Source organism: Rhizobium sp. K33 (assembly GCF_056501445.1).
This window is the reverse complement of record NZ_CP096478.1, coordinates 1,069,020-1,081,150: the sequence shown is the minus strand read 5'-3', so window position 1 is coordinate 1,081,150 and position 12,131 is coordinate 1,069,020. Positions and strand designations below refer to the sequence as shown.

Annotated in this window: 12 protein-coding genes; 2 read left to right on the top strand and 10 right to left on the bottom strand. The window is 61.7% G+C overall.

The window, feature by feature from the left end:
* Nucleotides 1-97: 97 nt before the first annotated feature.
* Both M1E12_RS05320 and M1E12_RS05315 read right to left on the bottom strand, forming a co-directional pair.
* Complete coding sequence (locus M1E12_RS05320; protein ID WP_310237910.1) at nucleotides 98-658, bottom strand: YceD family protein; 561 nt, start codon at nucleotides 656-658, stop codon at nucleotides 98-100.
* A 69-nt stretch (nucleotides 659-727) separates the two neighbouring features.
* Complete coding sequence (locus tag M1E12_RS05315) at nucleotides 728-1,267, bottom strand: ubiquinol-cytochrome C chaperone family protein (RefSeq protein ID WP_136538926.1); 540 nt, start codon at nucleotides 1,265-1,267, stop codon at nucleotides 728-730.
* Nucleotides 1,268-1,523: 256 nt separating this feature from the next.
* On the opposite strand from M1E12_RS05315, the gene M1E12_RS05310 reads away from it, so the two are divergent.
* On the top strand, nucleotides 1,524-2,012 hold the full coding sequence (locus M1E12_RS05310; RefSeq protein ID WP_479564000.1) for an outer membrane protein assembly factor BamE: 489 nt from the start codon (nucleotides 1,524-1,526) through the stop codon (nucleotides 2,010-2,012).
* Nucleotides 2,013-2,112: 100 nt separating this feature from the next.
* Here M1E12_RS05310 and M1E12_RS05305 read toward each other — a convergent pair whose 3' ends face one another.
* The 4 genes from M1E12_RS05305 to ribH form a co-directional block, all read right to left on the bottom strand.
* The gene (locus M1E12_RS05305; protein ID WP_479563999.1) at nucleotides 2,113-4,251 is read right to left on the bottom strand and encodes a sodium-translocating pyrophosphatase; all 2,139 of its coding nucleotides are present in this window, start codon (nucleotides 4,249-4,251) and stop codon (nucleotides 2,113-2,115) included.
* 154 nt (nucleotides 4,252-4,405) lie between these two features.
* Nucleotides 4,406-5,632: an MFS transporter gene (locus tag M1E12_RS05300; protein ID WP_310237899.1), complete on the bottom strand. Its 1,227-nt coding sequence runs from the start codon at nucleotides 5,630-5,632 to the stop codon at nucleotides 4,406-4,408.
* Nucleotides 5,633-5,653: 21 nt separating this feature from the next.
* A complete protein-coding gene (gene nusB / locus M1E12_RS05295; protein WP_136538922.1) occupies nucleotides 5,654-6,133 on the bottom strand; it encodes a transcription antitermination factor NusB in 480 nt (159 codons plus the stop codon).
* Nucleotides 6,134-6,136: 3 nt separating this feature from the next.
* Entirely contained in the window at nucleotides 6,137-6,595 is a 459-nt protein-coding gene (gene ribH, locus M1E12_RS05290) for a 6,7-dimethyl-8-ribityllumazine synthase (RefSeq protein WP_479563998.1), read from the bottom strand.
* A 328-nt stretch (nucleotides 6,596-6,923) separates the two neighbouring features.
* Here ribH and M1E12_RS05285 point away from each other — a divergent pair, with 328 nt between their 5' ends.
* Nucleotides 6,924-7,286, top strand: coding sequence for a hypothetical protein (locus tag M1E12_RS05285; RefSeq protein ID WP_136538920.1), 363 nt, complete (start codon nucleotides 6,924-6,926; stop codon nucleotides 7,284-7,286).
* A gap of 231 nt (nucleotides 7,287-7,517) precedes the next feature.
* Here M1E12_RS05285 and ribD read toward each other — a convergent pair whose 3' ends face one another.
* The 4 genes from ribD to M1E12_RS05265 form a co-directional block, all read right to left on the bottom strand.
* Nucleotides 7,518-8,606, bottom strand: coding sequence for a bifunctional diaminohydroxyphosphoribosylaminopyrimidine deaminase/5-amino-6-(5-phosphoribosylamino)uracil reductase RibD (gene ribD / locus M1E12_RS05280; protein WP_479563997.1), 1,089 nt, complete (start codon nucleotides 8,604-8,606; stop codon nucleotides 7,518-7,520).
* A 4-nt stretch (nucleotides 8,607-8,610) separates the two neighbouring features.
* Nucleotides 8,611-9,087 carry a transcriptional regulator NrdR gene (nrdR, locus tag M1E12_RS05275; RefSeq protein WP_113459344.1) on the bottom strand — a complete coding sequence of 159 codons (477 nt, stop codon included), beginning with the start codon at nucleotides 9,085-9,087 and terminating at the stop codon, nucleotides 8,611-8,613.
* A 12-nt stretch (nucleotides 9,088-9,099) separates the two neighbouring features.
* Nucleotides 9,100-10,389: a serine hydroxymethyltransferase gene (gene glyA / locus M1E12_RS05270; RefSeq protein WP_113459343.1), complete on the bottom strand. Its 1,290-nt coding sequence runs from the start codon at nucleotides 10,387-10,389 to the stop codon at nucleotides 9,100-9,102.
* Nucleotides 10,390-10,569: 180 nt separating this feature from the next.
* Entirely contained in the window at nucleotides 10,570-11,898 is a 1,329-nt protein-coding gene (locus M1E12_RS05265; protein WP_310237882.1) for a L,D-transpeptidase family protein, read from the bottom strand.
* Between the last annotated feature and the right edge of the window lie 233 nt (nucleotides 11,899-12,131).

Here is a 12,131-nt window from a genome sequence, read left to right as displayed (position 1 = left end):
ACCTGACCCTTCTTCATCGCTGGTCAGCGATATTTTCGGCCAAAATAGCGCTTTTCACTCGGCACACAACCCACCCGCAGGTGCAGATGGGGGATGATCAATCCTTTTTCCAGTCCTTCAGGACCGCAAAGGGAGATGGCTTCTTTTCCGCTTCGTCCCTGCTTTCGATGTGCTCCTTGAAGGTCACACCCGCCTTCTTGGGATAGGGATCGATGTCCAGAGCAGCGAATTCTGCAACGAGCGCGCCCGCATCGATGGTATCGCCGGTGAACTGCTCGGGAAGATCAGGGCCGTCAGGATCGAGCACCATCTCGCCGGCACCATCGAGCACGATGCGGGCGAGCTTTGAGCCTTCCGGCACGAAGATCTGGTCGATTTCCTGCTCGATGGTCGTGACGACAGGCTCCAGCGTCACGACACAGGCCTGCACCACTTCGCCAGAGACATGGCCCTTGATGCGGACACCGTCTTTCTTCCAGCGGGCAATCTGCAAATCGGCGGCCAGGCGGTTCACGCCCTCGACCTTCCACAATTCGGCAAGCCCCGCCCGTTCGCGCTCATCGGCCTCGACATGCACCTGAACCGGATTGGCCGAGACGTGACCGACCTTCACGAGATAGCTGAACTCGTTGCCGTCCTTCATATTGCTGCTTGTCATGATCTTCGTTCCTTTCGGCTGCGTCCGGCCCTGTTCACGCCCCGGCACCTTTTCGGCGCCCGTCGGCGTTCAGGCTCCCGGAACCGCAATGCGGGCCATGCCCGTCTCGATTTCGTTCTCGTCCAGGGCCGAAAGCGCCCGCTCGGCCTCGAACATCCAGTCGGCCAGCGCCTGCATGGACGGGGCAGCGTCGCCTTCTTCCGGATGGATGTTGCGCTTCAGGGCGGCGGCCAGTTCCTGGTGGTCGTTCTTGTCGAGCGCGGCGGCATAAGACTCCAGGCGCCCGTAATACATGCCGGCCAGCTTCTTCATGCGCTTGGGAACGCCGGGATCGCCGACGCCCAGCTCGCGGATCGAATGATCGACGTCTTCGAAAAAGGCGTCGATGATGTTCTGGGCGATCTCCTGGCCACTGCGCGGGGACTTTGCCGTGCGGCGGAAATAGAGAATCAGCATGATCGTCAGCATCTCGAAGCGACCGATCACCGTGTCGGGCACGTTCATGTCGAGATAGAAGGCAGGCGTGCGGGCAGCCGCCGTCAGCGCGCCATATTGCCGCTCAACGATCACCTGATTGTTTCTTTTCTGTCGAAAGAAGCCGAATACCATCCAATTCCACCAAAAAGAGCCGACCGAAGTGGTGAGCCCGGACGTGGTCGTGTTGCATGATTGCGAAAGCTGGTTTACCGAAGCAGGCGTGAATTGCAATGCCGATGTCCGGCAGCGATGCCGCATCCTGCGGCAGAATGCTTGGCAAATCGGCAGTGCGGGCTTTGCGGCAGCTTTCCCCGGAAAGGCCACAATGCTATGCGCAGAAGCATTCCGGCGCTGGCAGGCGCCATCGACAGTCATGGGAGACGTTTGCGTGGATATCAGGATTTTCAAGTCGGACAGGAAGCTCCTGAGCACGACCGCACTTGCTCTTGCCGTCATACTTGGCCTCTCCGCCTGCCAGACATCCGAAGTCTTCCACAACGGCTACGTCGTTGACCAGGCGGCGCTTGATCTCGTGCCGGTCGGCTCGAGCCGCGAGCAGGTGCTGCTGTCGCTCGGCACACCGTCGACCACGGCGACCTTCGACGGCGAGGTGTTCTACTACATCTCCCAGAAGCGTACCCGTCCGGTTGCCTTCATGAAGCAGCGCCTCGTCGACCAGCAGATCCTGGCGATCTACTTCGACAAGGACGGCGTCGTGACCCAGCGCGCCAACTACACCCTGCAGGACGGCAAGGTGTTCGACACGATTTCTCGCACGACCCCGACCGGTGGTCGCGACCTCACCTTCCTGCAGCAGCTTCTGGCTGGCGGCGGCGGTGCAGCCAACAGCGTCCGCAACATCCTCGGCGGCCAGTAAGGCCGCCACTTTTACAGGCGGGACCTTCCGGTTCCCCGAGTGCAGACACGAAAAGACCGCGGAAGTCGCCTTCCGCGGTCTTTTCCTTTTGCGTGCCTGCTCAGCCTGCGAGAACGGCGAGCAGCAGGAGCGCGACGATATTGGTGATCTTGATCGCCGGATTGACGGCTGGGCCAGCCGTATCCTTGTAGGGGTCACCGACCGTGTCGCCGGTGACGGAAGCCTTGTGGGCATCCGAACCCTTCAGGTGCTTGACGCCATCCTTGTCGATGAACCCGTCTTCAAAGCTCTTCTTCGCATTGTCCCAGGCACCACCGCCGGAGGTCATGGAAATGGCGACAAAGAGGCCGTTGACGATGACGCCGAGCAGCGAGGCGCCGAGGGCGGCAAAGGCGGAGGCCTTGGAGCCGGAGATCAGAAGCACGCCGAAATAGACGACGAGCGGGGCCAGCACCGGCAACAGGGACGGAATAACCATCTCCTTGATGGCGGCGCGTGTCAGGATGTCGACGGCGCGGCCATAGTCCGGCTTGTCGGTGCCCTGCATGATGCCCGGCTTCTCGCGGAACTGCCGACGGACCTCCTCGACGATCGAACCCGCTGCACGGCCGACCGCCGTCATCGCGATACCGCCGAAAAGGTAGGGGATCAGGCCGCCGAAGATCAGGCCCGCCACAACGTAAGGGTTGGCCAGGCTGAAGGAGATGTCGCCGATGCCGGCGAAGTAGGGATACTTGTCGCTGTTGGCGGCAAAATACTGCAGGTCGTTGGCATAGGCCGCGAAAAGGACCAGTGCACCGAGACCGGCCGAACCGATCGCGTAGCCCTTGGTCACGGCCTTCGTGGTATTGCCGACGGCGTCGAGCGCGTCGGTGGACTTGCGCACTTCCGGCGGCAGATGCGACATTTCGGCGATACCGCCGGCATTGTCGGTCACAGGGCCGAAGGCATCGAGGGCCACGATCATGCCGGCGAGACCGAGCATGGTGGTGACGGCGATCGCCGTGCCGAAGAGACCGGCGAGCTGGAAGGTTGCGATGATGCCACCGACGATGACGATGGCCGGCAGCGCCGTCGATTCCAGCGATACCGCGAGACCCTGGATTACGTTGGTGCCGTGGCCGGTGACCGATGCCTGGGCGATTGAATTGACCGGGCGCTTGTTGGTGCCCGTGTAGTATTCGGTGATCACGACGATCAAAGCCGTGACGACGAGACCGAGAATACCGCAGATGAAGAGGTTGACGCCCGTGATCTCCATGCCGGCGACCGTGCCGATCGTGCCCCAGCCAATGGTGAGCGAGGTGGCAAATGCCAGGCCGGCCACGGACAGAAGGCCGGTGACGATCAGACCCTTGTAGAGCGCGCCCATGATCGAGCCATTCGTGCCGAGCTTGACGAAGAAGGTGCCGATGATCGAGGTGATGATGCAGGCGCCGCAAATGGCGAGCGGGTAGATCATCGCGATGTCGAGTGCGGCCGAGCCGGCAAAGAAGATTGCGGCCAGAACCATGGTGGCGACCACCGAGACGGCATAGGTCTCGAAAAGGTCGGCGGCCATGCCTGCGCAGTCACCGACATTGTCGCCGACGTTGTCGGCGATCGTCGCCGGATTGCGCGGATCGTCTTCCGGAATGCCAGCTTCCACCTTGCCGACGAGGTCCCCACCAACGTCGGCGCCCTTGGTGAAGATACCGCCGCCGAGACGGGCGAAGATCGAGATCAGCGAAGCACCGAAGCCCAGCGCCACGAGCGCGTCAATGACTTCACGCGAGCCGCTTTCGTGCCCCAGTATAGCAGTCAGGATGTAGAAGTAGATGGAGACGCCGAGCAGGGCGAGGCCTGCGACGAGCATGCCAGTGATGGCGCCCGACTTGAAGGCGATGTCGAGACCGGCTGCGAGGCTGTGCGATGCCGCCTGGGCCGTGCGCACATTGGCGCGGACAGAGACGTGCATGCCGATAAAGCCGGCAGCCCCCGACAGCACGGCACCGATCAGGAAGCCGATGGCTGCGGAGCCGGAGAGAAGAAACCATGTGGCGACGAAAACAACAGCGCCGACGATCGCGATGTTCAGGTATTGCCGAGTGAGGTAAGCCTGAGCACCCTCGCGAATATAGCCTGCAATTTCCTGCATTCGGGCATTGCCCTGGTCCGCCGCGAGCACCGAGCGTGTCGCCCAGACCGCGTAGACCACGGACAGAAGTCCGCATAAAATTACGCCTAGAAGAACCGTCATTCGCAATACCCTCCCGTATTGCCCGCGCCTCACTCATCGCGGGCCGTGACTCGCAGACTCAGGCCCCCTCCTCCGAGACCTTGTCAACGCGTGGCGAGATTGCGTCGCGCTTTTCGTGCCGTCAAGTACGCATATTTCGCAGTGCTGAGGGAACTTAAGCCGGTTTGCGTGCGGCTGCGCGCAGCTGCAGAAGGACGAGAATGAGGCAGGCGATTGTCACCGGCCAGATGATCAGGTTCATCACCGACCAACCGAAGGCGGTGAAGACCTTGCCGGAGGAGAAGGACGAGAGCGCCACGGTCGAAAACAGGATGATATCGTGGAAGCCCTGGACCTTGTCGGCCTCTGCCGGACGATAGCTCGAAGCGACGATGGCCGTCGCACCGATGAAGCCGAAGTTCCAGCCGATCCCAAGCAGGACCAGCGCGCCCCAGAAGTTCCAGAGTTCGATGCCCCAATGGGCGACGACAGCGCAGGCCATGAGGATCAGAAGGCCCGCCGCGACGACCTTCTCTGCCCCGAACTTCGTGATCAGAACGCCGGTGAAGAAGCTCGGCGCGAACATCGCGATGACGTGCCACTGGATGCCAAGCGTGGCTAGTTCGGAGGAGAAGCCGCAGCCGATGACCATGGCAAGCGGCGCACCTGTCATCATGAAGGTCATCAGTGCGTAGGAACTGATGCCGCAGATCATGCCGGTCAGGAACCGCTGCGTCATGACGATTTCGCTCAGCGGCCGCGTCGGGCCGGCGGCCTCGGCCTTCTTCTCAGCAATGGTGGGCAGCCTCAGAAAGAAGAGGACGGCGATCGCGCAGAGGAGCAGCGGCACCATACCGAGGAAAGCCCCGGCGAAAGTCACGGGCGCGAGCGCGTCCTTGAGCCAGATGGCGATCTGAGGACCGGCGATTGCCGAAATGATCCCGGCGGCAAGGATCCAGGAGATCGCCTTGCCCTTGTAGAAGCTCGGCGATGCGTCGGCGGCAGCAAAACGGATCTTCTGGGTGAAGCCGCCGGAGATGCCCATCAGCATCAGCGAAAAGGCAAAGAGCCAGAAGTTCGACTGGATGAGCGAGAAGGCCGCAAGTGCGCTGCCGAGCGCACCCATCAGGGCGCCGACCATGAAGCTCTCACGGCGACCAAGCACGCGGGACGCGGCGGCAACGACAACCGCGCCCACCGCAACGCCGACATTGAAGCCGGTCAGCGGGGCCGTCGCCAGCGATTTGTCCGCCCCGAGCATCTGGAAGCCGGCAAGGCCGCCGACGGCAAAAGCGAGCGGCGGGGCGGAGCCGAGGATTGCCTGAGCCACAGCGAGCAATCCGACGTTGCGCCGGGCTGTCGAGAGTTGTCCGTCCAGCCCTGCCTCAGTCGCGATGCTCATCTGCCTGATCCTGCTTCTCGTCTATTTCTGCGCCGGTGCGCGAACCTGTTTCGCGATACGGTCGAGAACGGCGTTGACCAGCTTCGGCTCGTCGTCCGGGAAGAAGGCCTGCGCGATCTCGACATACTCAGTTACGATGACGGCGATCGGCACATCCTTGCGCTCGATCAATTCGAAGGTGCCGGCACGCAGAATAGCACGCACGGTGCTGTCGATGCGCGAAAGCGCCCAATCGTCCTGCAGCGCCTTGGCGATCATCGGATCGATCTTTGTCTGGTCGCGGACAACGCCGGCCACGATCGAGCGGAACCAGGAGGCGTCCGCCTTCAGATAGGTGTCGCCATCGACTTCCTGGCCAAGACGGTGCGCTTCATATTCGGCGACGACCTCGAGGACGCCGGAGCCGGCGATGTCCATCTGGTACAGCGCCTGAACGGCGGCGAGACGCGCGGCGCCACGCTGGTTTGCCGGCTTCACCGGATGCTTTCCTTCGCCCGTCATCGCTCAGCCACCCAGCTTCTTTTTCAGTTCGATCATCGAGAGCGCCGCTCGGGCCGCAAAGCCGCCCTTGTCCTTTTCGCTGCGCTTGACGCGCGCCCAGGCCTGCTCATCGTTCTCGACGGTCATGATGCCGTTGCCGATCGCGAGCGATTCCGAGACAGCAAGTTCCATCAGCGCACGGGAGGATTCGTTGGCGACGATGTCGAAGTGATAGGTTTCGCCGCGGATGACCATGCCGAGCGCGATGAAGCCGTCATACTGCGTGCCTTCATCGTCCATGGCGTCCAGAGCCATGGCGATTGCCGGCGGGATTTCCAGTGCACCCGGCACCGTGATGACGTCGAATGTCGCGCCAGCCTCGTCCAAAGCGTGCTTGGCGCCGTCCAGAAGAGCGTCCGACATGTCGTCATAGAAGCGTGCCTCGACGATCAGCAAATGCGGCGAAGCCGACTTATCTACCATGGGTCCGATCCGATCTTGAATGTGATTGCGGCCGCTGGCCGAACAGAAACGCGGTCAAACCACGCCATATCCCGGAAGGCAAGTGTTTTTGCGGCAGGACAGACCTGCGACGCGGGCGCGCATTTTGCCAAAGCCCAGTTTACCGGCCTGACACTGTTGTTCCACTCTCGCTAATGCAGGCGAAAATCGGGCACATATCGTGACAAATGTTTAATGGAATTCAGACACTTAGAGGCTGGATTTTGCCACAAACCAATCCCAGCTTCAGTCTTTCAAGCGAGCGACGGAATCCCCCGCCATCGCAAACATCCTCGAAAGGAACAGGACCATGAATCGCTTTGCAGCCATCTTCAGTGCCACGGCACTCTCCGCCATTGCCTTCGGCGCCGAAAGCTATGCCGCCATGCCAGCCGCCAGCGGCGCTCCCGAAAGCAAGATCGAAAGCACCATCCAGACGCTGCCGGCTTCCGACTTCGACGTGGTTCGGATCGACTCGCTGAGAACGCATGATGCCGCGCATGAACGCTTTGCCGCCGTTTCGCAGAGCTCTCCCGAAACGCGCCAGTTGCAGGCCTCGGTCATCGCCAACCATTCGCTGGCGCAGAAGCTGCAGGCGCAGAACGTCGAACTGACCAATATCGTCGGCGCCGAGCGCGCCGCCGATGGAAGCGTCACCTTCTACGTCCGCTGATATCGCCTACCCCTCCTCCCAGTCCCCAACTCTGCCCCCGTTTCTCCCAGAACGGGGGCTTTTTCACGCCATGGAACCTTTAGGCATAGACGGGTGTTTTCGCAGTCGATAGGCACCCGACGCGGTCGCCTCGCAACACTCACTTCTGGAGGCACCCATGGGTCGCGGCATTCTTCTCTGGCTGATCGGCGTACCGATCCCGCTCATCATCCTGATTCTGCTGTTCTGGCGCTAAACCCAGGCAGAGGCCGGCAGTCGCTCGAAGATCTGCAGGCGATCCGCCCCCACCTTCCGCTCATCCACGCGGACGAAACCGGCGGGAAGGTGGTCAGCCGTAATCGGCGAGGCGATGCCGCCGGGTCCGATGGTGACGGATGAATCATAGAGGTGGATCCGGTCGACCAGTCCCCGAGCCAAGAGATCGGAGGCGACGCGTGCGCCGCCTTCGACCATCAGAGACGAAACGCCGCGTTTGGCGAGGAGCGCAAGCAGATCCTCTATTCCTCCGGCGTCAACGACTTCCACACCCAGTTCTTGAAGCGCCGATCGATGACCGATCGAACCAGCAGCGACCGCGGCGATGACTGGTACGCTCTTTGCGGTTATCGCCAGTTTCGATGTCGGGGGCAGTTCGGCCCGCCGATCGAGAACGATGCGAATGGGAGACGCGTCTTCCAGCCCCGGCAAGCGCACGGTCAGCTCGGGATCATCCGCAAGAGCCGTTCCGATACCGACGAGGATGGCATCACTTTCCGCCCGAAGACGATGTACTTCCGTGCGAGCTTCTGGACCGGTGATGGCCACCTGCCCTTCGCCCAGCCTTCCGAGCATTCCATCTGCGGATATGGCCAGTTTCAGCGTGACCTGAGGCCGACCCTTGGTCTGCCGTGTCAGGTAGCCGGCCATGGCGCGCCTGGCTTCCTTCTGCAGGATGCCGATCGTGACCTCGATATCGGCGTCCGCCAGGATCTTCAGACCTCGACCCGACACACGCGGATCGGGATCGGCGACGGCAACCACGACGCGGGCGATGCCCGCTGTGACGATCGCATTGGCGCAGGGCGGCGTCTTTCCATGATGAGAGCAAGGTTCGAGCGTGACATAGGCCGTGGCTCCCCTCGCCTTCTCGCCGGCTTCGGCAATGGCCTGGGGCTCTGCATGGGGACGACCGCCGAAGGCGGTGACGCCGCGCCCGACGATTTCGCCATCCTTGACGATGACGCAGCCGACCGAGGGATTGGGGCCGGTACGACCGACATGGGTTTCGGAAAGCTTGATTGCCTCCCGCATATACCGTTCGTCGCGGGCCGTAATCGACACGTCGTCAATCCGCCGTGCTGTCTCTGGAGATCTTGGCGTTGATCTCGGAAATGACATTCTCGAAGTCTTCTGCGTGGCTGAAGTCACGATATACCGAGGCGTAGCGAACAAAGGCCACGTCATCGAGCGTCTTCAGGGCCTCGAGCACCTGCAGGCCGATTTCCTCCGAGGAGATCTCGGTTTCGCCGGAACTTTCCAGACGACGCACGATGCCGGAGACCGCCCGCTCGATGCGGTCGGGATCGACGGGACGCTTGCGCAGTGCGATCTGGAAGGACCGCACCAGCTTGTCGCGATCAAAGGGCGCCTTGCGACCGGTCTTCTTCAAGACCATCAACTCGCGCAGCTGCACCCGTTCGAAGGTGGTGAAGCGCCCCCCGCAATCCGGACAGATGCGACGCCGGCGGATGGAGGTGTTATCCTCCGCCGGGCGCGAGTCCTTGACCTGGGTTTCATCCGATCCGCAGAAGGGGCAGCGCATCCACGTCCAGCCTTACATGTAGGGGTACATCGGGAAACGGTCCGTCAGGGCGACGACCTTGTCCCGAACGGCCGCTTCGACGGCGGCATTGCCTTCATCCGAGTTGGCGACCTTTAGACCATCGAGAACCTCGACGATCAGATTGCCGATTTCGGTGAATTCCGCTTCCTTGAAACCGCGGGTCGTACCGGCCGGCGTGCCGAGACGGATGCCGGAGGTGACGAAGGGCTTCTCCGGGTCAAAGGGGATGCCGTTCTTGTTGCAGGTGATGTAGGCGCGGCCGAGGCCGGCTTCCGCACGCTTGCCGGTGGCGTTCTTCTTGCGCAGGTCGACCAGCATCAGGTGGTTGTCGGTGCCGCCGGAGACGATGTCGAGGTTCTGCTTGATCAGGGTCTCGGCCAGCGCCTTGGCGTTCTTCACGACCTGCGCGGCATAGTCCTTGAATTCCGGCTGCAGCGCTTCGCCGAAGGCAACGGCCTTGGCGGCGATGACATGCATCAGCGGACCGCCCTGGAGGCCCGGGAAGACGGCCGAGTTGAACTTCTTCGCCAGATCCTCGTCGTTGGTGAGGATCATGCCGCCACGCGGGCCACGCAGGGACTTGTGGGTCGTGGAGGTCGCGACATGGCAGTGCGGGAACGGCGACGGATGCTGGCCACCGGCAACGAGGCCGGCGATATGGGCCATGTCGACCATCAGGTAAGCGCCCACTTCGTCAGCGATCTCGCGGAAGCGCTTCCAGTCCCAGATGCGGGAGTAAGCGGTGCCGCCGGCAATGATCAGCTTCGGCTTGTGGGTGCGCGCCTTTTCGGCAACGTCATCCATGTCGAGCTGGTGATCGTCTTCACGAACGCCGTAGGAGACGACGTTGAACCACTTGCCGGACATGTTGACCGGCGAACCATGGGTCAGGTGACCGCCGGAGTTCAGGTCGAGGCCCATGAAGGTGTCGCCCGGCTGCAGGAGCGCGAGGAAGACGGCCTGGTTCATCTGCGAACCCGAGTTCGGCTGAACGTTGGCGAAGTTCACGCCGAAGAGCTTCTTCGCGCGTTCGATTGCGAGTTCTTCGGCGATATCGACGAACTGGCAGCCGCCATAGTAGCGCTTGCCCGGATAGCCTTCCGCATACTTGTTCGTCATGATCGAGCCCTGGGCTTCGAGCACGGCGCGGGAGACGATGTTTTCGGAGGCGATCAGTTCGATCTCATGACGTTGACGACCGAGTTCCTTCTCGATCGCACCGAAAATTTCCGGATCCGTATCGGCGAGAGAACGAGAAAAGAAGGCATCGTTGTTCGACATGATCGCTGGCTCCTCAAAAGCGTTTGATGCTGTGGGGTCTTAAACTTCCGCAGTCCTGAGAGCAATACGAAGAGCGACATTTGCAGATCAATTGACGCGCTCGGGCGAAAGGCCGCAGCCTCTCATGAAAAAGCCGCGCACGAGGCGCGGCTTTCTATGAGTATGAGCAACTGCGTCGCCTTATTGCAGCGGCACAAAATCCTCGTCGACGGAACCGGCAAACTGTTCGACACCGATGTTGGACTGCAGCGCGAGCTGCGCGTCGCCATCCTTCTGATAGATGTCATCGCGGAACTGGACGATGCCGTTACTCGTCGACCACGCCGTGATGTAGACGATGTATACCGGCACTTCCTCGGCGAGCTTGATCGGGTTGTTCTGGCGGGTCGTGATGACGCGCTCGATTTCCTGGCGGGACCAGCCGGGGGTATCGCGCAGCAGCCAGGTCACGAGGTCACGCACGTTCTGCACGCGGATGCAGCCCGAGGATTCAAACCGCATCAGCTTGTTGAACAGGCCCTGCTGGGGCGTGTCGTGCATGTATTCGTTGTTCGGGTTGTGGAAGTTGATCTTGGTCGAGGCCATGGCGTTGATCTTGCCAGGGTCCTGACGGAACATCAGGTTCGGCGCCTTGGCCGCGTTCCAGTCGACCGTCTCCGGCGCGACTTCATTGCCGTTGCCGTCGAACAGGCGGATGCTGTTGCGGGTCAGGTAGGTCGGATCCTTGCGCATCAGCGGCACGATGTCCTTCTCGACGATCGAGCGCGGCGCGGTCCAGTACGGATTGAGGATGACCTCGTAGATCTTCGAATTGATCATGTGGGTCGGGCGATCGATGCGGCCGACGACGGCGGTGTTGCGCAGCGCGACGCGATCGTTCTCGACCGCCTCGACCGAGGCGCCGGGAACGTTGACCATCACGTAGCGACGGCCGAGATCGCCCGACATGGACTGGAGACGGATGAGGTTGGTGTTGAGCTGGTTCAGACGGACGTCTGCGCCGACATTCAGCGCCTTGACGGTGAACTCGCCGAGAACGCCATCTTCAGGCAGGCCGTGACGGGCCTGGAAGCGCTTGACGGCTGCTTCGACGTAGGAATCGTAGGAATTGGAGATGCCGGCTTCACGCGGCAGGTCGCCAGCGATCATCAGGCGCTGGCGCAGGCTCTGAACGGACGGGTCCATGGCGCCGATGCGCAGCGCAGCCGGTGCATTGACCATTGGCCAGCCGCCATTCGACACGATCATCTGGTACTGCGAGATCGCCTGCTGCATGTAGACGAGGTTGTTGGCGCTCAGAATCGGGCTGTTGGAGACCACGTCCAGAGCCGTGCGCGATGCCTGCGCGTCGAACTGGTCGTCCCAGTTGCCGCGGCGGGGCGCGTTGATCAGGTCATTGATCGCGTCCTGCGCCATGGCCTGTCCGGCAAATGCCGCAGCACCGGCAGCGGCGGCACCGCGAAGCAGCGAGCGGCGCGAAAGAGCAACAATTCCAGACGTCTTGGACATATTCCCTACCGTTTCATCCTGAACCTGAACAAAACGCATATCGCGCCATGGTTAACAAAGCGCCGCCAAACTGGCTGAGACATGCGTTGCGGGGTTGACCAGAGGCTGTCGAGACGGCCCCCTCTACTCGTTCCGGCGGTCCCATATCAATATGGCCAATTCGTGTCAGGTGGGACTTCCGTCACGACACTGTGTAGGGCTCTCCAGATGTCGTGAGGCTTCAAAAAGCGAAA